The sequence below is a fragment of the Micromonospora sp. IBHARD004 genome (assembly GCF_052814115.1).
This window is the reverse complement of record NZ_CP199934.1, coordinates 4,802,069-4,824,500: the sequence shown is the minus strand read 5'-3', so window position 1 is coordinate 4,824,500 and position 22,432 is coordinate 4,802,069. Positions and strand designations below refer to the sequence as shown.

The window sequence follows — 22,432 nt, the reverse complement described above, 5'->3', positions numbered from 1 at the left end:
CCTGCGGCTGGCATGCTGGCCCCCGTGCTGCTGGGGACCGGATGCCTGACCTGCTGATGTCGCTGCAGGGCCTGCCGTCCCTGCTGATCTACCTGGTCGCCGCGACGATCGTCGCAGGTGAGACGGCGGTGATCTTCGGCTTGCTGGTGCCGGGAGAGGCGACCCTGTTGCTGGTCGGCTTCTTAGCCTACGCGGGGACGCTGCGGATTATTCCGGCGCTGCTGGTGATGACGGGTGCTGCCGTGATAGGCGACACACTCGCCTTCCGGGCCGGCCGCCGCTACGGCCCGCGGCTGCGCGCCTCCGGCCTCGGCGACCGGATCGGCCCCGAGCGCTGGCACCGGGCGGACGCCATGCTCGCCCGGCTCGGCGGGCGGGGGTACTTCGCCGCCCGCTGGGTGGCCTTCGCCCGCACCCTGGCGCCCCGCCTGGCCGGCGCGGCGGGCCTGCCGTACCGGCGGTTCGCGCCGTGGAACCTGGCCGGGGTGGTCACCTGGGTGGGCGCCTCGGTCCTGCTCGGCTACCTCGCCGGCGAGTCGTACGAGCGGGTCTCCCACCTGCTCGGCCGGGCCACCGGCGCGGTCGGGGTGCTGCTGCTCTGCCTGGTGGCCGTGGTGCTGGCCGGGCGGTGGCTGGGCCGCAACCCCGACCCGGCGCGGGCCCTGGCGTCCCGGGCCGCCGCGCTGCCGCCGCTGCGCTGGCTGCGGGCCCGCTACGGGGTGCTCTTCTTCCTGCTCACCACGCGGATCGGACCGGCCTGGACGCTGCTGCTCAACCTCGCCGCCGGCCTGGTGCTGCTCTTCACCGCCGGGCTGGCCATCGCCTTCGCGCTGGAGGCGGGGGTCCGGTACAGCGGGCTCGCGGTGGTCGACGGCCTGCTCACCGACTGGTTCGCCGACCGGCGTACCACCGGGGTGGTCCACGCCGCGTCGACGGCGGCCTCGGTGCTGCGCGGGTCGTTCCTGATCGTGGTGGTCGCGCTGGTCGCCGCCGTGCTCGCCTGGCGGCACCGGCCCTGGCGGGCCGACCTGCTGAGCGTCGTCGGCACGGTGGGGGCGTTCGTGCCGCTGGTGGTGCTGGCCGTGGTGGCCGATCTCACCGGACCGGGCGGGGCGGGCGACGCCGCTGTCCTGTTTCCGACCCAGAACGCGGTGGTGACGGCGAGCCTCGGCACGTTGGCCTGGCTGCTGTCCCGCGGAGCGCACTGGCCGGCTGCGGTGGCCGCCTGGACGGTCGCCGTCGCGGGCGTGGTGGCGATCGGCGGCGCCCGGCTCTATCTCGGCTGGAGCACGGCCAGCGGCACCGCCACCTCGGTCCTGCTCGGCATGGCCTGGACGGCGGTGTTCATGGTCGCCTGGGCCACCCGGGACCGGGCGGTCGGCGACGGGCGGGCGGCCGACGGCCCGGCCGGCGACGAACCGACCGCGGCGCCCGGCCGGCGACGCGCGCTCCCGGAAGACCCGACGGGAGCTGTCGGGGGCGGCGCGCCGGAGCCGGCCCGGCGTCGATGGACCGGTCGGTGAGCGGCCCTCGGGGTCCCCGCGACCCGGCCGGTCCTTGCTAGGGTCCGGCGCAGAGCCACGGGGAGGGGTCAGATGCGTCGAGGGATGGGTCGGATGGGCGCCGCGGTGGTGGCCGGCCTGCTGCTGGCCGGCGGGATCACCGGCTGCGGCGGCGCGGACCCCGCGCCCCGTGAGCTGGCCGCGCCGGTCGCGCTGCCGACGGAGGCGCCCGTCGAGGCGCCCGGCGACCAGCCGAGCGAGGTGCCGCCGGGGGTCGAGGCGATGGGCGCGGCGCCCAGCGCCAAGGCCAGCCCGAGCGCCAGTCCGACGGTGAAGCCGAAGCCGAAGCCCACCCGGACGTCGGCAGGGCCGCTCTCCACCCCGAAGCCGCCGACCGAGACGCGGGTGCCGCCGCCCCCGCCGAAGCCGGCGCCGAGCGGCTGCCAGCCCACCTACCAGGGCACCCAGGCGACGCGCAGCCAGGTCAAGGCGGCGCTCGGCGACGCTGCCGCCCGCACCTACTGGCCGACCTCCGCGCCGGACATCGCCATCCCGCTCAATCTGCTCAAGGCGACCGCCTGGCAGGAGAGCGGCTGGCAGTCCAACATCGTCGCCTGCGACGGCGGGATCGGGCTGATGCAGATCATGCCGGCCACCGCGGACTGGATGAACCAGCGCTTCGGCCAGTCGTACGACATCGGCGACTACCGGGACAACGCCTACCTCGGCGCCAACTACCTGGCCTGGCTGACCAAGTACATCGGCGACATGTACTTCGAGTCCGACTACCGGCTAAACGCCTCGCTCTGCACCGACGAGCTGAACTCCTGCCTGCTCAACGCGATCATCTCGGCGTACAACTATGGGCACAACGCGGTGGCCCGGGAGGGCGAGCCGCTGACCATCCCCAACCCGCAGTACGTGCGTAACGTGCGCGCGCTGATGACCGAGTGCGTCTGCCTGACTTACTGACCGGGCGGGGGATGCCGATGCGGTGACCAGGTGACGAAGATCTCCTGTGGACCGGTCCCGACCGACGGGGCCACCGGCGACAAAGGAGTCCCGATGCCCGATGTCAACCGGCGTTCCCTGCTCCGCGGGGCCGCGGCGGCGGCTGGCGGCGCCGTCCTCGGCGGCCCGTTCCTCGGGTTCGTCGCCCGCGGTGAGGCCGGCGCGGTGGGCCGCCGCCCGGCGCCGCACCCCACCCTCGGCCCGGTGCCGGACCTGCGCGACGGCAAGGTCCGCCTGCACCTGCCCGAGGGCTTTCAGTACCGGTCGTTCCACGACACCGAGTTCCCGGTCATCCTCGACGACGGCACCCGGCTGCCCGGTCGGCACGACGGCATGGGCGCCTTCCGGGGCCCCGGCGACACGATCCGGCTGGTCCGTAACCACGAGGTGAACAGCCCGGGTCCCGCCTTCGGCGACGCCTCCCTGGCGTACGACCCGATGGCGCAGGGCGGCACCACCACCGTCGAGGTCACCCGGTTCGGCGAGGTACGCCGGGCCTGGACCAGCCTGAACGGCACCATGATGAACTGCTCCGGCGGCCGGATGCCGTGGGGCAGCTGGATCAGCTGCGAGGAGACGGTCAACGGGCCCGACGTCGGCCCCGACTTCACCCGCACGTCGAACGTGCCGCTCACCCAGCCGCACGGCTTCATCTTCGAGGTCCCGGTGGACGGGCCGTCCGACCGGCGGCCGGTCACCGCGGCCGGCCGCTTCGCCCACGAGTCGGTGGCGTTCGACCCGGTCGACGGCCACCTCTACCTGACCGAGGACAACTTCGGCTATGCGTCCGGCTTCTACCGGTACACCCCGCCGGAGCACCCGATGCGGTCGGGTCGGCTGGGCGACGGCGGCCGATTGCAGATGCTCGCCGTGCGCGGCCGGCCCAATCTCGACCTGGCTGCGGCGCAGCGCCGGCACGCGACCTACCCGGTGGAATGGGTGGACATCGACGACCCGGCGCCCGAGTTCCCGTACACCCCGGGCCAGGTGGCGCCGACCAGCAACGACACGGCCTTGACGTACGTCTCCCGGCAGGGCTGGGCGCGCGGCGCCGCCTACTTCTCCCGGCTGGAGGGCTCGGCGTACGACGACGGGGCGGTCTACTTCACCGCCACCCAGGGCGGTGGGCCTGCCGAGGCGTCCACCGGGCCGATCGCGGACGGCTACGGCAACGGGCACGGCCAGGTCTGGGCGTACGACTGCCGGTCGCAGGTGCTGCGCCTGGTCTACGAGTCGCCCGGGCCGGATGTGCTCGACTTCCCGGACAACGTGACCACCAGTCCGCGCGGCACCATCGTCGTCTGTGAGGACAACGTGGACGACAACTACGTACGCGGCCTGACCCCGCGCGGCGAGCTGTTCGACATCGCGTTGAACCGGCTGGTCAGCAGCACCGGGGCGGACCGGTCGAACGACGAGTTCGCCGGGTCCACCTTCAGCCCGGACGGGCACACCCTGTTCGTCAACATTCAGGCGAGCCGGGGGCTGACGTTCGCGATCTGGGGCGACTGGCGCGGCATCGGCGTCTGACCGGACGACGTGCTGGACCGGCTCGCTACCCGACTCGCCACCGCCGTGCTGCGGCTGCCCGCCGCACGGCGGTGGCTGGTCGCGGTGACCCGGGACATCCCGGTCCGGGTCCGCGACGGCGTCACCCTCCGTACCGACCATTACGCCCCGGACCTGCCCGGCGCGCCGGCCGTGCTCATCCGCACCCCGTACGGGCGGGGCGGGCCGATGCGCCTGCTCGGCCGGCTCGCCGCCGAGCGCGGCTTCCACGTGGTCATCCAGTCCTGCCGGGGGACGTACGGCTCCGGCGGGGAGTTCGCGCCGCTGGTGCACGAGCGCGACGACGGCCTGGACACCGTCGAGTGGCTGCGCCGGCAGCGCTGGTGGTCCGGCGCGTTCGGCATGTTCGGCGCCAGCTACCAGGGCTTCGTGCTGTGGGCCGTCGCCGCCGAGACGGCCGACGAGCTGAGGGCGATGGTCGCGGTGGTGACCGCCTCGGGCACCCGCGATTCGACGTACGCGGGCGAGTCGTTCGCCCTGGACACGGTGCTGACCTGGGCGGAGCTGCTCCAGGCGCAGACCGTGCCGTGGCTGGCCCGGCAGTGGGAACTCAAGCGGGGCCAGCCCCGGCTGGCCGCCGCGCTGGCCCACCTGCCGTTGGCCGAGGCCGACCGGATCGCCACCGGCGTCACCGTGCCCTTCTTCCAGGAGTGGCTGCGCCACCACACCCCGGACGCCGACTACTGGCGGTCCCGGGTCTTCGGCGACCGGATCGCCGAGGTGCGCGCCCCGGTGGCGATGATCAGCGGCTGGCACGACATCTTCCTCCCCGCCCAGCTCGACGACTACGCCGCGCTGCGGGCCGCCGGCGCCCACCCGCGACTGACCGTCGGACCGTGGACCCACGGCAGCCCCGGGCTCTTCGTGGCCGCCCTGCGGGACGGCCTCGACTGGCTGGACGAGCACCTGGCCGGCCGCCCGGTCGCCCGTGCCGCGCCGGTGCGGGTGCACGTCGGGGGAGCGGGCGGTGGCTGGCGGGACCTGCCCGACTGGCCCCCGCCGGCCGCGTCGACCCGGTGGTACCTGCACGCCGGGGGCGGCCTCACGCCGGACCCGCCGGCCCCGTCCGTGCCGGATTCGATCTGGTACGACCCCACCGACCCCACACCGTCGCTCGGCGGACCGCTGCTGGTCGCCCAGCGGGCCGGCGCGGTGGACAACCGGCCGGTGGAGGCCCGGCCGGACGTGCTGACCTACACCAGCCCGCCGCTCGACGCGCCGGTGGAGGTGATCGGCCCGGTCCACGCCGAGATCCAGGTCCGCAGCGAACTCTCCTACCTGGACGTCTTCGTGCGGCTCTGCGACGTGGACCGCCGGGGTCGTTCCTGGAACGTCTGCGACGGGCTGGTCCGGGTCGCGCCGGGCCGCTTCCCGACCGGTCCGTCCGGCGTGGTGCGGGTGCCGGTGACCCTCTGGCCGACCGCGCACCGGTTCGCCCCCGGGCACCGGTTGCGGGTCCAGGTCTCCGGCGGCGCCCACCCGCGGTACGCGCGCAACCCGGGCACCGGCGAACCGCTCGGCACGGCCGTCACGCTGCGTGCCGGTAGGCGGGAGATCCTGCACGATCCGGAGCATCCGTCGGCGGTCGTCCTGCCGCTCATCGGCGTTGGTCCACAGTCTTCTCTCAGTTCCAGATAGTGCCGCTGACCTGGGCAGACCGCTGAAAGAGCAGCTTTGGTCGGGTCAACTGCCCGGTGCCGTGCAGCACTCGCCGGGGGCATCCCCGGATCACCCCGTCCTCTACCCGGTGTGATATCTGTGCCGGCCGGCCGGCGAACGATCGGGAGGGGGAAGCCATGACGCGGGCTCCGGCGGCGGGTCACCGGATCCCGCAACGATGGCTTCGCAATAGCTGTTGCGCAACTGCTGTTGCGGGTATCAGGATGGGGGCATGCCGAACCCCGACGTCCGACACGTGACCGACTCCCGCGTCCTCGCCGCGCTCTCCCACCCGCTCCGCCGCCGCCTGATGGACGTGCTCAAGGTGCACGGGCCGGCGACGGTCGGGCTGCTCGCCGAGCGGACCGACCAGGCGCCGGCGAACGTCAGCCACCACCTCAAGGTGCTGGCCACCGCAGAGCTCGTCACCGAGGCTCCCGAGCTGGCCCGGGACCGCCGGGAGCGGTGGTGGCGCCTGCAGAGCCGCGGCGTGCGCTGGTCCAACACCGACTTCGACGCCGACCCCGCCGCCCGGGCGATCGCCGACGCCGCCACCTCGCTCAACCTGGACCGACAGGTCTCCCTCGCCCGCGCCTGGCACGCCGCCACCGACGAGGCCCAGGCCGCCTGGGGCGACGGCCCCTTCTCCACCGACCGCTGGCTGCACCTCACCCCTGAGGAGCTGGCCGAGCTGGGGCGCGAGATGATCGACCTGCTCGCCCGGTGGGCGGACCGGGCGGTGCCCGACGACGGGCGGCGGCGCGAGCCGGTCTTCCTGTTCGCGTACGGCATCCCGGCCCAGCCGTGAGCACCGCCACCATGAGCCGGGTGCCCGACCCGCCGGTACGCCCGCGCGGCGGGCTGTTCCGGCACCGGGACTTCCGGCTGCTCTGGACCGCGCAGGCCGTGAGCAGCGTCGGCAGCAACGTGACGACGGTGGCGCTGCCGCTGGTCGCGCTGGCCGTGCTGGACGCGACCACCTTCCAGGTCGCGGTGCTCACCGCCGCGGCCTGGCTGCCCTGGCTGCTGGTCGGCCTGCCCGCCGGAGCCTGGGTCGACCGGCTGCCCCGCCGCCCGGTGATGATCGTCTGCGACCTGGCGTCGGCCCTGCTCTTCCTCAGCGTGCCGGTGGCCGCCGTCCTCGGGGTGCTCACCATCGGCCAGCTGCTGGCCGTGGCGCTCGGCGGGGGCCTGGCCCGGGTCTTCTTCGAGACCGCCGACCAGGCGTACCTGCCGACCCTGCTCCGGCCCGAGGAGGTGCCGGAGGCCAACGCGAAGCTGCAGGCCACGCAGACCGCGAGCTACGTCGTCGGTCCGGGGCTGGCCGGCCTGGTCGCCCAGCTCGCCGGGGCGGTCACCGCCCTGCTGCTCGACGCGCTGAGCTTCCTCGTCTCCGCGGCCTGCCTGGGCCGCATCCGCGCGGTGGAGCGCCCGGCGCCCCGCCTCGACGGGCCGCCGTCGCTGCGCCGGGAGGTGGCCGTCGGGATCCGCTTCGTCGCCCGGGATCCCTACCTACGGGTGATGACCCTCTTCGGGGCCGCCAGCAACATCGGGCTCACCGGCTACCAGGCCGTCCTGGTGGTCTTCCTGGTCCGCTCGGCGGGGCTGCCGCCCGGCCTGGTCGGGCTGCTGATCGGTCTGGCCAGCCTGGGCGGCATCGTCGGCGCGACCATCGCCACGACCGTCGCCCGCCGGATCGGCACCGCCCGCGCGATGCTGCTGGCCGCCCTGGTCAGCGGGCCACCCGCCCTGCTCATCCCGCTCGCCGGGCCCGGGCTCGGGGTGGTCTGGCTGCTCCTCGGCGGAGTCGCGGTCAGCCTCGCCGTCAGCGTGGGCAACGTCGTGAAGGGCAGCTTCCGGCAGACGTACGCCCCGCAGGCGCTGCTCGGCCGGGTGACGGTCAGCATGCAGCTGCTCAACTTCGGGACGATCCCGCTGGCGGCCGTGCTGGCCGGGGCGCTCGGTGCCGCGTACGGGCCGGGCCGGGCGATCTGGGTGATGACCGGTTGGCTGGCGCTGACCCCGCTGATCCTGCTGGTCGGGCCGCTACGGCGGCGACGCGACCTGCCGGCGGCGCCGGAACCGGCCTGAGATGCGCTGCGGCGGCGGTCGGAAACCGACCGCCGCCACCGGCACGGAGCTACATGGGACGGACGTTGTCCGCCTGCGGCCCCTTCTGCCCCTGGGTCACCTCGAACTCGACCTTCTGGCCCTCGTTGAGTTCCCGGTAACCACTGCTCGCGATGGCCGAGTAGTGGACGAACACGTCCGGGCCTCCGCCGTCCTGCTCGATGAAGCCGAAGCCCTTTTCCGAGTTGAACCACTTGACCGTGCCGGTTGCCATGCAATCTCTCCCTGTTCAAAGCGGGTGAGCACCGACCGCGCGGCCGGTGATCGCCCTGTACTTCCCTGACAGTAGCCGCCCGGGGCGCGATTCGCTGCCGGAAGTGCCGGCGCGCCTCAGGAAACCGCGCGGAGTGGGAAAAGCCACCCGGTCCGGACCGGCCAGGGGCATGCTTCCCCGGTGAGGGATCGCACGGCGCTGGCCGACCTGGAACGGGAGATCACCGTGCCCGGCTCGGGTCTGGACCGGCTCCGGCTGATGGAGACCCCGTTCGTGCCCGAGGTGCGGCTGCACCTGGCCGAGGACGCGATCGTCTGGTGGGCCCGGATGGAGGCGGTCGCCGGCCACCCGCTGCCGCCGCCGTACTGGGCCTCCGCCTGGGCCGGCGGCCAGGCCCTGGCCCGCTACCTGCTCGACCACCCCGAACTGGCCGCCGGCCGCCGGGTGCTCGACCTGGCCGCCGGGTCGGGGCTGGTGGCCATCGCCGCCGCGCTCGCCGGCGCCGACCAGGTGGTCGCCAACGACATCGACCCGTACGCCGTCGCGGCGGTCACCGTCAACGCGCGGGCCAACCGGGTGCTCGTCACCGCCTGCGCCGACGACCTGCTCGACTCCACGGTGACCGCGGACCTGCTGGTGGCCGGGGACATCCTCTACGACGCGGCGCTGGCCGAACGGGTGCTGCCGTTCCTGCAGCGCGCCGCCGCCGGCGGTGCCGAGGTGCTGGTCGGCGACCCCGACCGGGGGCACCTGCCCACGGGGCGGCTGGAGGTGGTGGCCAGCTATCCGGTGCCCACCACCGAGCCGTCCGTGGACTCCCCGGTGCGTCGGGTGCAGGTGCTGCGCCCCGCCTGAGCGCCGGCGGCGGATCGGGGTCGACCCCGAGCCGGGATCAGGGGCCGGTGGGGGATCGAACCCGATGTGTGGGGCGCCCGGCCGGCCATAGCGTACGGGCATGACGGATCTGCTGGCCCAGTTCGGTGAGCTGCCCACCGCCCTGCTGATGAGCACCCTCGGCATGGTCATGCTCGCCGACGCCGTACCGCTGCTCGGGGTGCTGGTGCCCGGCGACGCCGCGATCCTCGCCGCGGTCGGCGCCGGCCGGCCCGCGACCGGGCTGGCGACCGTGGCGGCCGTGGTGGCCGGCTGCCTGTCCGGCTGGTCGCTCAGCTTCCTCGCCGGCCGGCGCTGGGGCGACCAGCTGCGGCGCAGCCGGGTGGGCGGCTGGATCGGCGAGTCACGGTGGGCGGCGGCCGAGGTGATCCTGCGTCGCGGCGGCGGCCGGATGGTGCTGGTGGCGCCGTTCCTGCCGGTGTTCAACGCGCTGCTGCCGCTGGCGGCGGGCGGGCTGCGGATGTCGTACCGGCGGTTCGCGGTCTGCGCGGCGCTCGGCGCGACGGCCTGGGCGGGCCTCTACGTGCTCCTCGGCACGGCGGCCCGGGCGTTGACCGGGCTGCTGCCCGGGGCGCCGAACCCGACGGTGCTGACGATGGCGGTCGGCCTGCTGCTCGCCGGCCCGGTGCTGCTCGGCACCCGGCACCGGCTCCGCGCGCTGGCCGGGATGGGCACGTCCGCCTGACCGGTCACGCCGGCGACGGGGGTCGACGGTGGCCGCGGCGCGCGGCCACCGTCGGGGTCGGACCGGGCGGCCGGTGCGGACGGTCGGGCCCGCACGGGCCGGGGACTCACCAGCCGCGGGCGCGCCACTGCGGCAGCGAGGCCCGCTCGGCGCCGAGGGTGCTGTCCCTGCCGTGGCCAGGGTAGAACCAGGTCTCGTCCGGCAGCCGGTCGAAGAGCTTGTGCTCGACGTCGTCGACGAGCTGCCCGAACCGCTCCGGGTCCTTGTTGGTGTTGCCGACCCCGCCCGGGAAGAGACTGTCGCCGGTGAACAGGTGCGGAACGCCGGCCGGGTCGCGGTAGAGCAGCGCGATCGAGCCGGGGGTGTGCCCCTTGAGGTGGATGACCTCCAGCGCGCAGTCGCCGACCGCGACGGTGTCGCCCTCGGTGAGGGTCTCCGTCTCGATCGGCAGCCCGTCGGCGTCGTCGGCGTGCACCAGCGGGCGGGCGCTGGTCTTGGCGACCACCTCCTCCAGCGCCACCCAGTGGTCCATGTGCCGGTGGGTGGTGACCACCGCGGCCAGCCCGCCGTCGCCGACCAGTTCGAGGAGGCGGGGCGCCTCGTTGGCGGCGTCGATCAGCACCTGCTCGCCGGTGTCCCGGCAGCGCAGCAGGTAGGCGTTGTTGTCCATCGGGCCCACCGACATCTTGGTGATGGTGAGCCGGTCGAGCTCACGTACCGCCGGCGCGCCGCCGGGGGTGACGTCTCCGCTGTAGGTCATGGCGTCTCTAGATCCATTCCGGTGGAGTCGGCAGGGGACCGTCGGGCGTGACGGTGAGCACCTCGCCCGCGCTCCGGCCGATCAGCCAGGCCGCGAGTTCGGGTGCGGGGGCGGTGATCGTGGGCGCCCCCTCGGGATCGCCGACGACGAGTTCGTGGCGGACGCCGTCGAAGCGCAGCACCATGGCCGGCGCGTCGGGCCGGCCGGCCAGCCCGGTGGCCACCTCGTGCAGCAGCCGCTGGCCGAACGCCTCCGGCCAGTCGGCCGGCCGGTAGCCGGCGGCCAAGTCCACGTGGTGCACCTCGATCTCGCGGAGCCGGCCCCAGACCAGCATCGCCGCCGGCCACGGGCCGCGCCGCGTCTCGACGGTCGCCGCCCACGCCTCGACCGGCATCGCGTCGACCGCCTCGGTGAACCGCTCCGCGGTACGACGCAGGTCGTCCAGGAGGGCGGCGGGCGGGCGACCGGCGCCGGCCTCGATGTCGGTGGTACGGGCGTCCGCGCTGGCGTACATCGGAATCCGCTCGCCGGTGCGGGCGGCGGTGAGCAGGTTGACGAAGCCGTCGGCGTTGCGGGCGAGGTGGGTCAGCACGTGCCCGCGGGTCCAGCCCGGGAGCAGGGAAGCGGCGGCGACGTCCGCGGCGTCGAAGGCCGCCGCGGTACGCAGCAGCCGGGCGGTGGCGTCGTCCAGCTCGCCGGTCAGCAACAGGGGATCGCTGGTCACCCGTCGACCCTAACGGTCCGCCGCCCGCGCGTCGCCGGGGAAATCGCTTTCGGCGCGTCGGCCCGCGCCCTACCGTCGTTTCGAACGCGGCACCGGAACGACGGAGTGGGGGTGGTGATCATGCCGGTCGTAGCACGCGTGTTCCGCCATGTACCGCCTCGACACCGATGAGGATGCCATGACCATCGATCTGACCGCCCTCGGCTGGGACGCCGGATGGGCGGCACACGTACGACGGGGCAGCGACCACCGTCCGGGCCGGGTGGCCCGGGTCGACCGTGGGGTCTGCACCGTGCTCTGCGCCGACGGCCCGGTCCGGGCCAGCCTGGGCGGCGGGGTCCTCGCCGCCGCCGCCCGGGACCTGGGCGCGCTGCCCTGCGCGGGTGACTGGGTGCTGGTCGGGACCTGGCCGGACCGGCGGCGGACCGTCGAGGCGGTGCTGCCGCGGCGCTCCGCGCTGGTCCGCCGCACCGCCGGCAAGGACGCCAGCGGGCAGGTGCTCGCCGCCAACCTCGACGCCGCCGCGGTCGTCGAGCCGGTGCACCCGGCGCCCGACGTCGGCCGGATCGAGCGGGCGCTCTCCCTGGTCCACGAGTCGGGGGCCCGGCCCCTGATCGTGCTGACCAAGGTCGACCTGGCCGCCGATCCGGCCGCGCTCGCCCGCCAGCTCGCCGCCGTGGCACCCGGGGTGCCGGTGCTGCCGGTCAGCGCCGAACAGGGCCTCGGGCTCGACCCGCTGCGCCCGTTCGTCGCCCCCGGGCGGACGCTCGGCCTGCTCGGGCCCTCCGGGGCCGGCAAGTCGAGCCTGGTGAACGCCCTCGCCGGCGCCGTCGTCATGCCGACCCAGTCGATCCGCCGGGTCGACGGCAAGGGCCGGCACACCACCACCTGGCGGGCGCTGGTGCCGCTCCCGCACGGGGGCGCGGTGGTGGACACCCCGGGGGTCCGGGCGGTGGGCCTGCTGGACGGGTCGGCCGGTCTGGACCGGGCCTTCGCCGACATCGTCGAGCTCGCCACCGGCTGCCGGTACGCCGACTGTGCGCACGACGGCGAGCCCGCCTGCGCCGTGCGGGAGGCGTTGGAGACCGGGGAGCTGCCGACGCGGCGCTGGGAGAGCTGGCGCCGGCTGCAGCGGGAGGTGGCCTTCGAGAGCCGCCGTCGGGAGGTCCGGCTGGCCGCCGAACGTCGCGGCGGCTGGCGCGGCGGCCGACGGCGGACGGGGCGTCCGGCACCGCCCCCGTCGCCGGGCGGATACTGACCCCTCAGCGGTGTACGCCGGCCCGGACCGGGCCGGCGTACACCGGTGTGAGCTGGGGGAATGTGCGGGCGCGGAATGTTGTCGTACCTCGGGGCTAAAGTTGCCGAGGCGTCTCTTCTGCGCCCGTAAACCGCTCAGACCTCGCTCGGAGCGGACAGATCCGCCCCACTTTCTTCTTCCGGGAGTACACGGACCGTGGCCGACCGACTGATCATCCGTGGCGCGCGCGAGCACAACCTGCGTGACGTCAGTCTCGACCTGCCCCGGGACGCCCTGATCGTCTTCACCGGGCTCTCCGGGTCGGGCAAGTCGAGCCTGGCCTTCGACACCATCTTCGCCGAGGGCCAGCGGCGCTACGTCGAGTCGCTGTCGTCGTACGCCCGGCAGTTCCTCGGCCAGATGGACAAGCCCGACGTCGACTTCATCGAGGGCCTCAGCCCCGCCGTCTCCATCGACCAGAAGTCCACCTCGCGCAACCCGCGCTCCACCGTCGGCACCATCACCGAGGTCTACGACTACCTGCGACTGCTCTTCGCCCGCATCGGCGAGCCGCACTGCCCGGTCTGCGGCGAGCGGATCTCCAAGCAGAGCCCCCAGCAGATCGTCGACCGGGTGCTCGCGATGGACGAGGGCACCCGGTTCATGGTGCTCGCGCCGGTCGTCCGCGGCCGCAAGGGCGAGTACGTCGACCTCTTCGCCGAGCTCCAGGCCAAGGGCTACGCCCGGGCCCGGGTCGACGGCGTGGTGCACCCGCTGACCGAGCCGCCGAAGCTCAAGAAGCAGGAGAAGCACACCATCGAGGTGGTCATCGACCGGCTGAGCGTCAAGGCGAGCGCGAAGCAGCGGCTGACCGACTCGGTGGAGGCGGCGCTCGGCCTCTCCGGCGGCCTGGTGCTGCTCGACTTCGTCGACCTGCCCGAGGACGACGCGGATCGCGAGCGGCGCTACTCCGAGCACCTGGCCTGCCCCAACGACCACCCCCTGGCGATCGAGGACCTGGAGCCCCGGGTCTTCTCCTTCAACGCGCCGTACGGCGCCTGCCCGGAGTGCACCGGCCTGGGCACCAAGAAGGAGGTCGACCCGGAGCTCCTCGTGCCCGACCCGGAGCGCAGCCTGCGCGAGGGCGCCATCCAGCCCTGGGCGACCGGGCACAACTTGGAATACTTCCTCCGCCTGCTGGAGGCGCTCGGCGAGAGCCAGCACTTCGACATCGACACGCCCTGGCGGGCGCTGCCGTCGCGGGCGCAGAAGACGATCCTGCACGGCTCCGACGACCAGGTGCACGTGCGCTACCGCAACAAGTACGGCCGCGAGCGCTCCTACTACACCGGCTTCGAGGGCGTGGTGCAGTGGATCGAGCGCCGGCACACCGACACCGAGTCGGAGTGGTCGCGGGACAAGTACGAGGGCTACATGCGGGACGTGCCCTGCGCGGCCTGCGGCGGCACCCGGCTCAAGCCGGAGGTGCTCGCGGTCACCCTGGCCGGCCGGAGCATCGCCGAGGTCTGCAACCTGTCGGTGGGGGAGGCGGCGGAGCTGCTCGCCGGCATCGAGCTGACCGACCGGCAGAAGATGATCGCCGAGCGGGTGCTCAAGGAGATCAACGCCCGGCTGAAGTTCCTGCTCGACGTCGGCCTGGACTACCTCTCCCTGGACCGCGCGGCCGGCACCCTCTCCGGCGGCGAGGCGCAGCGCATCCGGCTCGCCACCCAGATCGGCTCCGGCCTGGTCGGCGTGCTCTACGTGCTGGACGAGCCGTCGATCGGCCTGCACCAGCGGGACAACCACCGGCTGATCGAGACCCTGATCCGGCTGCGCGGGCTGGGCAACACGCTGATCGTGGTCGAGCACGACGAGGACACCATCCGGGTCGCCGACTGGATCGTCGACATCGGCCCGGGCGCCGGCGAGCACGGCGGCAAGATCGTGCACAGCGGCTCGGTGCCGGCCCTGCTGGAAAACCAGGAGTCCGTCACCGGGGCGTACCTGTCGGGGCGCAAGTCGATCCCGACGCCGCGGCAGCGGCGCCCGCAGACCCCCGACCGGGAGCTGGTGGTGCACGGGGCGCGGGAGCACAACCTGCGCAACCTCACCGTCTCGTTCCCGCTCGGCCAGCTCATCGCGGTCACCGGCGTCTCCGGGTCCGGCAAGTCGACGCTGGTCAACGACATCCTGTACGCGGTGCTGGCCAACCAGATCAACGGCGCCCGGCTGGTCCCCGGCCGGCACACCCGGGTCACCGGCCTGGAGCACGTGGACAAGGTCGTCGGCGTCGACCAGTCGCCGATCGGCCGGACGCCGCGGTCCAACCCGGCCACCTACACCGGGGTCTGGGACCACGTCCGCAAGCTCTTCGCGGAGACCACCGAGGCCAAGGTCCGGGGGTACGGCCCGGGTCGGTTCTCGTTCAACGTCAAGGGTGGCCGCTGCGAGGCCTGCTCCGGCGACGGCACCATCAAGATCGAGATGAACTTCCTCCCGGACGTCTACGTCCCCTGCGAGGTCTGCAAGGGCGCCCGGTACAACCGGGAGACCCTGGAGGTGCACTACAAGGGCAAGACCGTCTCCGACGTGCTGGAGATGCCGATCGAGGAGGCGGCCGAGTTCTTCTCCGCCATCCCGGCCATCCACCGGCACCTCAAGACGCTGAACGACGTGGGCCTCGGCTACGTCCGCCTCGGGCAGCCCGCGCCGACCCTCTCCGGCGGTGAGGCGCAGCGGGTCAAGCTCGCCTCCGAGCTGCAGAAGCGCTCCACCGGCCGGACGGTCTACGTGCTCGACGAGCCGACCACCGGCCTGCACTTCGAGGACATCCGCAAGCTGCTGATGGTGCTCGAGGGCCTGGTCGACAAGGGCAACACGGTGATCACCATCGAGCACAACCTGGACGTGATCAAGACCGCCGACTGGCTCATCGACATGGGCCCGGAGGGTGGCCACCGGGGCGGCAGCGTGCTCGCCACCGGCACTCCCGAGGAGGTCGCCGAGGTGACCGAGAGCCACACCGGCCAGTTCCTGCGCCAGGTGCTCAAGCTCGACGGCGAGGCGAAGGGCGCCCGGGCGGCCACCACCCGGGCGGCCAAGGCCAACGGCGCCAAGCCCCGGGGTACGAAGAAGGTGCCCGCCGGGGCACGCTGACCTCCTCGCCTCCACGATGGGGTGACCGGCCCGGTCGTGGCCGGCCAGAATCCCCGCAAACCGGGTGAACCGTCTGACAGAGTGGTCTCTGCGTGCAGGAACGTGACCGCGACTCATGACAGGCGCGGCGGCAGAGAGGGGCGAGGCATGAGCGAGGATCAGGTGATCACCGAGCCCGGTACGCAGAGCCGTCGGGCCCTGCTCACCGGTGCGGGCGCGGTCGGCGTGGCGGCGGTCCTGGCCGCCTGCGGCGACGACGACTCCGACGACGCCGCCGCCCCCCCAACCACCGTCACCGCCAGCCCCACCCCCACGAGCACCGGCGGCGGCGATCCGGCGGCCGGCCGGCCGCTGGCCAAGACCACCGACATCCCGGTCGGTGGCGGCAAGATCTTCGGCGACCAGGGCGTCGTGGTCACGCAGCCGAACCAGGGTGAATTCAAGAGCTTCAGTTCGATCTGCACCCACCAGAACTGCACGGTTTCACGCGTCGAGGGCGGCACGATCGACTGCCTCTGCCACGGCAGCAAGTTCTCCATCGTCGACGGCTCGGTCAAGACGCCCCCGGCCAAGCGGCCGCTCCCGCCCAGGGAGATCAAGGTCACCGGCGACCAGATCTCCCTGGCCTGACCCGCGCCGCCCGGTTCCGGCCCCGTCCGTCCCGTTCCGGCCTGCGCCTCGCCCAGCGATAGCCCACCCGACCGGCGCCCACCCCACCAGCCGCGCGGCTGGTGCTCGGGCGCCGGGCGGCGGGTCCCCCTCCGCTGGCCGGGAGTGCCGGGTCATAGTGATCAAGCGCGTTACGGGACGCCATCCACCGGCATCGGCGGTGGTTTGTGGGCGATTGGGTGAACCCTCCGGCACAGTGTTGCGTGTGCACGGTGTGGCCGCCGATCGCGACCGGCGGTGGCAGTCGACAGGGAGGCCGGAGATGAGTGACGATCAGGTATTGACCGGACCCGGTACGCAGACCCGGCGGGCGCTGCTCGCGGGCGCCGGGGCGGTGGGAGCATCGGTGCTCTTGGCAGCCTGCGGCGGCGGCGACGACTCCGGCGACGGCGCCACCGCGCCAACCAGCGGTGGCCCGGGGGCGACGGCCGGTGACGCCGAGGGTGGCGACCGGCAGGGTGCGGCATCGATCGCCAGGACCGCGGACATCCCGGTCGGCGGGGGCGCCATCTACGCCGCCCAGGGTGTGGTGATCACCCAGCCGAACCCGGGGGAGTTCAAGGCCTTCGATCCGATCTGCACCCACCAGAACTGCCCGGTGTCGAACATCGACGGCGGCACGATCAACTGCACCTGCCACGGCAGCAAGTACTCGATCACCGACGGATCGGTCAAGCAGGGCCCGGCGACCAGGCCCCTGCCGCCCAAGGGGATCAAGGTCCAGGGCGACCACATCTCCTTCGCCTGACCCCCCGGCATCGTCGATCATGAGGTTGGCGGCAGTGGAGGAGATCCAGACTGACGCAACTTCATGATCACCGGAGTGGCGGGTGGGGGAGGGTGTCGGAGGGGCGGATTAGGCTTGGTGGGTGGCTGATCCGTCGACCTACCGTCCCGCGCCCGGCACCATCCCGGAGTCGCCAGGGGTCTACCGCTTCCGCGACGGCACCGGCCGGGTCATCTACGTCGGCAAGGCGAAGAACCTGCGCAGCCGGCTCAACTCCTACTTCGCCGACCTGTGGGGCCTGCACCAGCGCACCCAGCAGATGGTCACCACCGCCGAGTCGGTCGACTGGGTCACCGTCGGCACCGAGGTCGAGGCGCTCCAGCTCGAATACACCTGGATCAAGCAGTACGACCCGCGGTTCAACGTCCGCTACCGCGACGACAAGTCGTACCCCTACCTCGCCGTCACCCTCGACGAGGAGTACCCGCGGCTCCAGGTGATGCGGGGCGCCAAGCGCAAGGGGGTGCGCTACTTCGGGCCTTACTCGCACGCCTGGGCGATCCGCGAGACGCTCGACCTGCTGCTCCGGGTCTTCCCGGCCCGGACCTGCTCGTCCGGGGTGTTCAAGCGGGCCGGCCAGGTGGGTCGTCCCTGCCTGCTGGGCTACATCGGCAAGTGCTCCGCGCCGTGCGTCGGCAGCGTCTCCGCCGAGCAGCACCGTGACATCGTCAACGGGTTCTGCGACTTCATGGCCGGCCGCACCGACACCATGGTCCGCCGGCTCGAACGGGAGATGACCGAGGCCAGCGAGCAGCTGGAGTTCGAACGGGCCGCCCGGCTCCGCGACGACGTCGCCGCCCTGCGGCGGGCGATGGAGAAGCAGACCGTGGTGCTCGGCGACGGCACCGACGCCGACGTGGTGGCCTTCGCCGACGATCCCCTCGAAGCCGCCGTCCAGGTCTTCCACGTGCGCGACGGGCGGGTCCGCGGCCAGCGCGGCTGGGTGGTGGAGAAGACCGAGGACGTGAGCACCGGCGACCTGGTGCACCACTTCTGCACCCAGGTCTACGGCGGGGAGCAGGGCGAGACCGACGTGCCCCGCGAGCTGCTCGTGCCCGAGCTGCCCGCCGACGCCGACGCGCTCGCCGACTGGCTAACCAGTCACCGGGGCAGCCGGGTGTCGCTGCGGGTGCCGCAGCGCGGCGACAAGAAGTCGCTGATGGAGACCGTGGAGCGCAACGCCAAGGACGCCCTGGCCCGGCACAAGCTCAAGCGGGCCGGCGACCTGACCACCCGCAGCAAGGCGCTCGACGAGATCAGCGACGCGCTCGGCATGCGGACGTCGCCGCTGCGCATCGAGTGCTTCGACGTCTCCCAGATCCAGGGCACCGACGTGGTGGCCAGCATGGTCGTCTTCGAGGACGGGCTGCCCCGCAAGGGCGAATACCGCCGGTTCATCGTCCGGGGCGCCACCGACGACCTCTCCGCCATGTCCGAGGTGCTGCGCCGGCGCTTCGCCCGCTACCTGGAGACCCGCGCCGAGACCGGGGAGATCGGCGAGGAGACCGCCAGCGACCCGGACCGGCCCGGCATCGACCCGACCACCGGCCGGCCGCGCAAGTTCGCGTACCCGCCCCAGCTGGTGGTGGTCGACGGCGGCGCGCCCCAGGTCGCCGCCGCCGCGCAGGCCCTCGCCGAGCTGGGCATCGACGACGTGGCGCTGTGCGGGCTGGCCAAGCGGCTGGAGGAGGTCTGGCTGCCCGACGACGAGTTCCCGATCATCCTGCCGCGCACCTCCGAGGGGCTCTACCTGCTGCAACGGGTCCGCGACGAGGCGCACCGCTTCGCCATCACCTTCCACCGGCAGCGGCGCTCGAAGCGGATGACCGAGTCGGCGCTGGACAACGTCCCCGGGCTGGGCGACGTACGGCGCAAGGCGCTCCTGCGGCACTTCGGCTCGCTCAAGCGGCTCTCCACCGCCACCGTCGAGGAGATCACCGAGGTGCCCGGCGTCGGCCGGCGCACCGCCGATGCGATCCTGGCCGCCCTCGACCAGGACGCCAAGGCGTCCCCCGCCCCCTGACACTCCCGCCGCGCACGGCCGGACCGCCCCAATCCGCGCGACCCGCAAGCCCACCGTTTCCGACATCGGCCCGCTGACGATCGGAGCAGGGCACCAGGCACCACGGGTGGAACTCCATGGACCTCTCCACCCCGCCGAGACAGCAACAGCGCGTTCCACTCAGCGCGCCGCGCCCGGCCGCCCTGCCGGCGTGCGCACCAAGATCCGCACAACATCAGGGAAAGTGCTGCCGCGCCGCGCGATGCCGGGTGGCGGTGGGTCGGGTGCGGTCGATGTGCGGCTCGTCGGGCGGGGGCGGGATGCGGCCGGATGTCCCGGTTGCGGTCGGCCCCAGTGGGCGCGGTGTCCGGTTTTGGGCCTGGTGAGGCGTGGTCGGGGCCACCCCGGGGGTGGAATCATGCCGGGGGCCGGGTCGTTGAACATGGCAGACCGCGCGGCAGCCCGCACCACCGGGGAGCCCCGGCGGAATGATCCGCCACCGGCCGTCGTTACATCCCCCCGGGCCGCCCGAGCAGGTCACCCCCCGATCGCCGGGCGGACCCCTCCAAGACTTTTTGCCCTTTCGCGGCCGCACCGCGTTTTGCGGGTGTGCCGCACACCCCCCGAACGAGAGGCGTGACGTCATCATGCGTACCGATCTGCTGCGTAAGACCGTCCTGACCGCCGCTGGTGTCGCCGCCACCGCCGGTGGCATCGCCGGCCCCGCCATCGCCGCGCAGGCCACCCCCGCCGAGAAGGCCGCGTCGTCGGTCACCACCGACCGCAAGGGACACGGTGAGCGGGAACTCAACGTCCGCTACGAGGCGCAGCCGAACTTCTACTACTGCGGCCCGGCCGCGACCCGTAACGCCCTGTCCGTGCAGGGCAAGGACATCAACGTGGACGCCATGGCCAAGGAGATGGGCACCACCGAGGCCGGTACCAACTCCATCAACGACATCACCCCGGTCCTGAACAAGGAAACCGGTAAGAACGTCTACAAGTCGGTGGAGATCCGCGACAACAAGGCCGACGACAAGCAGACCGACAAGCTGCGCGTCGACATCGTCCGCACCGTGGACGACGGCCGGGCCGTGGTCGCCAACATCGCCGGCACCGCCACCGACACCGACGGCAACACCCACTCCTTCGAGGGCGGCCACTACATCAGCGTCATCGGCTACCGCGACGACGGCCACACCGTGACCATCGCCGACTCGGCCGACCCGAACATGGCCTCCTACCGGATGAGCGTGGACAACCTCGCCGACTGGATCGCCACCCGCGGCTACACCGCCTCCTGACGATCCCCAGCAACCACGAAGGGCCCGACCCCACCCGGGGCCGGGCCCTTCGGCGTCTCCGCGACGGTCAGTCCTCGGCGAGGACGGCCAGAATTGACTCGCCGTACTTCGCCAGCTTGTTCTCGCCGACGCCGTTGATCCGGGACAGCTCGGCCAGCGAGGCCGGCGCGTCGGTGGCGATCTGCCGCAGGGTGGCGTCGTGGAAGATCACGTACGCGGGCATGCCCTGCTCCTTCGCGGTGGCCGCCCGCCACGCGCGCAGCCGCTCGAAGATCGACCCGGCGGCCGGGTCCAGCTCGGCGGCCACGGTGGCCGCGCCGCGTGGCTTCGCCGACCGGCTGGATGCCGGCTTCTCCGGCTCGCGGCGCATGGTCACGGTGCGCCGGCGGCCCAGCACCTCGGCGCTCGCCTCGGTCAGCGCCAGGGTGCCGTAGTCGCCCTCGACGGCGAGCAGGCCCTCGGCGAGCAGTTGCCGGACCACGCCCCGCCACTCGGCCTCGCGCAGCTCGGTGCCGATGCCGAAGACGGTCAGCGAGTCGTGACCGTACTGGGTGATCTTGTCGGTCTGCTTGCCGAGCAGGATGTCGACGCAGTGCCCGGCGCCGAACCGCTGGTTGCGCTCCCGGTCCAGCCGGAAGACGGTGGAGAGCAGCTTCTGCGCGGCGACGGTGCCGTCCCACGACTCCGGCGGGTTGAGGCAGGTGTCGCAGTTGCCGCAGGCCGCCGTCGCCGTCTCGCCGAAGTACTCGAGGAGCTGGACCCGCCGGCACCGGATCGTCTCGCAGAGCGCGAGCATCGCGTCCAGGTGGGCGGCGAGGTTGCGGCGGTGCGCAAGGTCGCCCTCGGACGTCTCGATCATCTTCCGCTGCTGCACCACGTCCTGCAGCCCGTACGCCAGCCAGGCCGTGGACGGCAGGCCGTCCCGGCCGGCGCGACCGGTCTCCTGGTAGTAGCCCTCGACGGACTTCGGCAGGTCGAGGTGGGCGACGAAGCGGACGTCCGGCTTGTCGATGCCCATCCCGAAGGCGATCGTGGCCACCATGACCAGGCCGTCCTCGCGGAGGAAGCGCTGCTGGTTGGCGGCGCGGGTCGCCGCGTCCAGGCCGGCGTGGTACGGCAGCGCGGGGATGCCGTTCTGCACCAGGAACTCGGCCGTCTTCTCCACCGAGGCGCGGGAGAGGCAGTAGACGATGCCGGCGTCGCCCGGGTGCTCGTCGCGGAGCAGGCTCAGCAGCTGCTTGCGCGGCTCCCGCTTCGGCACGATCCGGTACTGGATGTTGGGCCGGTCGAAGCTGGCCACGAAGTGCCGGGCGTCGGTGAGCCGGAGCCGGGTGGCGATCTCGGCCCGGGTGGCGCTGGTGGCGGTGGCGGTCAGCGCGATCCGCGGCACCCCCGGCCACCGCTCGTGCAGCATCGAGAGGTTGAGGTAGTCGGGACGGAAGTCGTGCCCCCACTGGGACACGCAGTGCGCCTCGTCGATCGCGAAGAGCGCGATGGTGCCGCGTTCCAGCAGCTGGAGGGTGGATCGGACGGCCAGCCCCTCCGGGGCGAGGTAGAGCAGGTCCAGCTCGCCGGCGAGGAAGGCCGCCTCCACCCGCCGCCGCTCGGCCAGGTCCTGCGTCGAGTTGAGGAAGCCGGCCCGCACGCCGACCGCGGTGAGCGCGTCCACCTGGTCCTGCATGAGGGCGATCAGCGGCGACACGACGACCGCGACGCCGTCGCGGACCAGCGCGGGGATCTGGAAGCAGAGCGACTTGCCGCCACCGGTCGGCATCAGCACCAGCGCGTCGCCGCCGGCCACCACGTGGTCGACGACCTCGTGCTGGAAGCCGCGGAAGGCGTCGTAACCGAACACCCGGTTGAGCACCCGCAGGGCGTCCTCGGTCCGCAGATCGGTGGGGGAGACCATCCGCGCAGTCTACGAGCGTCCCCCGACACGCCGGCCGACGCCGAGCCGCGCGCCGGCCGGGGGAGCGACGCGCGGGCGGTCCCCGGCCTCCGCCGGCTCTCGGGCCGGAACCGGACAAGCCGGTGTTCCGGTCGTCACCCCGTGGAATCCCGGGCGGGGTCCCAGCCGTTAGAGTCGCTGATTGACCACGCGCGGCCGACCGGGCCGCGGCGCCACG

Annotated in this window: 18 protein-coding genes; 14 read left to right on the top strand and 4 right to left on the bottom strand. The window is 73.2% G+C overall.

The window, feature by feature from the left end:
• The first annotated feature begins 41 nt into the window (after window positions 1–41).
• From ACTWO6_RS23470 to ACTWO6_RS23445, 6 genes are all read left to right on the top strand, one after another.
• Window positions 42–1,523 (top strand): DedA family protein, encoded by a 1,482-nt coding sequence (locus ACTWO6_RS23470; RefSeq protein WP_446215951.1) that lies wholly within the window; start codon window positions 42–44, stop codon window positions 1,521–1,523.
• 72 nt (window positions 1,524–1,595) lie between these two features.
• Window positions 1,596–2,474 (top strand): transglycosylase SLT domain-containing protein, encoded by an 879-nt coding sequence (locus ACTWO6_RS23465; protein ID WP_446215950.1) that lies wholly within the window; start codon window positions 1,596–1,598, stop codon window positions 2,472–2,474.
• 93 nt (window positions 2,475–2,567) lie between these two features.
• Entirely contained in the window at window positions 2,568–4,043 is a 1,476-nt protein-coding gene (locus ACTWO6_RS23460) for a PhoX family protein (protein ID WP_446215949.1), read from the top strand.
• Window positions 4,044–4,052: 9 nt separating this feature from the next.
• On the top strand, window positions 4,053–5,720 hold the full coding sequence (locus ACTWO6_RS23455) for a CocE/NonD family hydrolase (RefSeq protein WP_446215948.1): 1,668 nt from the start codon (window positions 4,053–4,055) through the stop codon (window positions 5,718–5,720).
• 253 nt (window positions 5,721–5,973) lie between these two features.
• On the top strand, window positions 5,974–6,549 hold the full coding sequence (locus ACTWO6_RS23450) for an ArsR/SmtB family transcription factor (RefSeq protein WP_446215947.1): 576 nt from the start codon (window positions 5,974–5,976) through the stop codon (window positions 6,547–6,549).
• Window positions 6,546–7,832 carry an MFS transporter gene (locus tag ACTWO6_RS23445; protein ID WP_446215946.1) on the top strand — a complete coding sequence of 429 codons (1,287 nt, stop codon included), beginning with the start codon at window positions 6,546–6,548 and terminating at the stop codon, window positions 7,830–7,832. Before ACTWO6_RS23450 ends, ACTWO6_RS23445 begins: the two co-directional genes overlap by 4 nt.
• A 49-nt stretch (window positions 7,833–7,881) precedes the next feature.
• Here ACTWO6_RS23445 and ACTWO6_RS23440 read toward each other — a convergent pair whose 3' ends face one another.
• Window positions 7,882–8,085: a cold-shock protein gene (locus ACTWO6_RS23440; RefSeq protein WP_007462771.1), complete on the bottom strand. Its 204-nt coding sequence runs from the start codon at window positions 8,083–8,085 to the stop codon at window positions 7,882–7,884.
• A gap of 180 nt (window positions 8,086–8,265) precedes the next feature.
• Between ACTWO6_RS23440 and ACTWO6_RS23435 the strand changes: the two genes are divergently transcribed.
• On the top strand, window positions 8,266–8,940 hold the full coding sequence (locus tag ACTWO6_RS23435) for a class I SAM-dependent methyltransferase (protein ID WP_446215945.1): 675 nt from the start codon (window positions 8,266–8,268) through the stop codon (window positions 8,938–8,940).
• A gap of 100 nt (window positions 8,941–9,040) precedes the next feature.
• The gene (locus tag ACTWO6_RS23430) at window positions 9,041–9,664 is read left to right on the top strand and encodes a DedA family protein (RefSeq protein ID WP_446215944.1); all 624 of its coding nucleotides are present in this window, start codon (window positions 9,041–9,043) and stop codon (window positions 9,662–9,664) included.
• A gap of 106 nt (window positions 9,665–9,770) precedes the next feature.
• Here the strand turns inward: ACTWO6_RS23430 and ACTWO6_RS23425 are convergent, their stop codons facing one another.
• The gene (locus tag ACTWO6_RS23425) at window positions 9,771–10,424 is read right to left on the bottom strand and encodes an MBL fold metallo-hydrolase (RefSeq protein WP_446215943.1); all 654 of its coding nucleotides are present in this window, start codon (window positions 10,422–10,424) and stop codon (window positions 9,771–9,773) included.
• A gap of 7 nt (window positions 10,425–10,431) precedes the next feature.
• Window positions 10,432–11,148, bottom strand: coding sequence for a maleylpyruvate isomerase family mycothiol-dependent enzyme (locus ACTWO6_RS23420; protein ID WP_446215942.1), 717 nt, complete (start codon window positions 11,146–11,148; stop codon window positions 10,432–10,434).
• Window positions 11,149–11,326: 178 nt separating this feature from the next.
• On the opposite strand from ACTWO6_RS23420, the gene rsgA reads away from it, so the two are divergent.
• The 6 genes from rsgA (at window position 11,327) to ACTWO6_RS23390 (ending at window position 20,306) form a co-directional block, all read left to right on the top strand.
• On the top strand, window positions 11,327–12,406 hold the full coding sequence (rsgA, locus tag ACTWO6_RS23415) for a ribosome small subunit-dependent GTPase A (RefSeq protein ID WP_446215941.1): 1,080 nt from the start codon (window positions 11,327–11,329) through the stop codon (window positions 12,404–12,406).
• 195 nt (window positions 12,407–12,601) lie between these two features.
• Window positions 12,602–15,544, top strand: a complete 2,943-nt coding sequence (gene uvrA, locus ACTWO6_RS23410; RefSeq protein WP_446215940.1) for an excinuclease ABC subunit UvrA — start codon at window positions 12,602–12,604, stop codon at window positions 15,542–15,544.
• A 147-nt stretch (window positions 15,545–15,691) separates the two neighbouring features.
• Window positions 15,692–16,174: a Rieske (2Fe-2S) protein gene (locus ACTWO6_RS23405; RefSeq protein WP_446215939.1), complete on the top strand. Its 483-nt coding sequence runs from the start codon at window positions 15,692–15,694 to the stop codon at window positions 16,172–16,174.
• Window positions 16,175–16,475: 301 nt separating this feature from the next.
• The gene (locus ACTWO6_RS23400) at window positions 16,476–16,961 is read left to right on the top strand and encodes a Rieske (2Fe-2S) protein (protein WP_446215938.1); all 486 of its coding nucleotides are present in this window, start codon (window positions 16,476–16,478) and stop codon (window positions 16,959–16,961) included.
• Between the two features lie 121 nt (window positions 16,962–17,082).
• A complete protein-coding gene (uvrC, locus tag ACTWO6_RS23395) occupies window positions 17,083–19,023 on the top strand; it encodes an excinuclease ABC subunit UvrC (RefSeq protein WP_446215937.1) in 1,941 nt (646 codons plus the stop codon).
• Window positions 19,024–19,649: 626 nt separating this feature from the next.
• Entirely contained in the window at window positions 19,650–20,306 is a 657-nt protein-coding gene (locus ACTWO6_RS23390) for a C39 family peptidase (RefSeq protein WP_446215936.1), read from the top strand.
• A 67-nt stretch (window positions 20,307–20,373) separates the two neighbouring features.
• On the opposite strand, the gene recQ is transcribed toward ACTWO6_RS23390, so the two are convergent.
• Complete coding sequence (gene recQ, locus ACTWO6_RS23385) at window positions 20,374–22,215, bottom strand: DNA helicase RecQ (protein ID WP_446215935.1); 1,842 nt, start codon at window positions 22,213–22,215, stop codon at window positions 20,374–20,376.
• Between the last annotated feature and the right edge of the window lie 217 nt (window positions 22,216–22,432).